Source organism: Paraburkholderia sp. SIMBA_030, assembly GCF_046535245.1.
Taxonomy (GTDB): Bacteria; Pseudomonadota; Gammaproteobacteria; order Burkholderiales; family Burkholderiaceae; genus Paraburkholderia.
The window spans coordinates 1-230 of record NZ_JAWRXB010001793.1; the positions used below are offsets into that span (position 1 = coordinate 1).

Below are 230 nucleotides of genomic sequence, written 5' to 3' on the forward strand. Positions count from 1 at the left end.
GCGAACATCTTCAACTTCATCACCGGTTATGGCGAACCGGAAGAGAGCATGAAGCTCGCGGTCTCGCCCTATACGCTGCGCTCGCGCATCCTTCGCCATATCGACGAAGAGATCATGCACGCCAAGAACGGCGCGCCGGCGGCAATCTGGATGAAGATGAATGCGCTCGTCGACCCTGAGATCATCGACGCGCTCTATACGGCAAGCCATGCCGGCGTCGAGATCGATCT

General features: G+C 58.3%; 1 pseudogene. It reads left to right on the plus strand.

The features are described from left to right. Positions 1–230: pseudogene (locus SB772_RS46155) on the plus strand (RNA degradosome polyphosphate kinase); the annotation flags it as partial.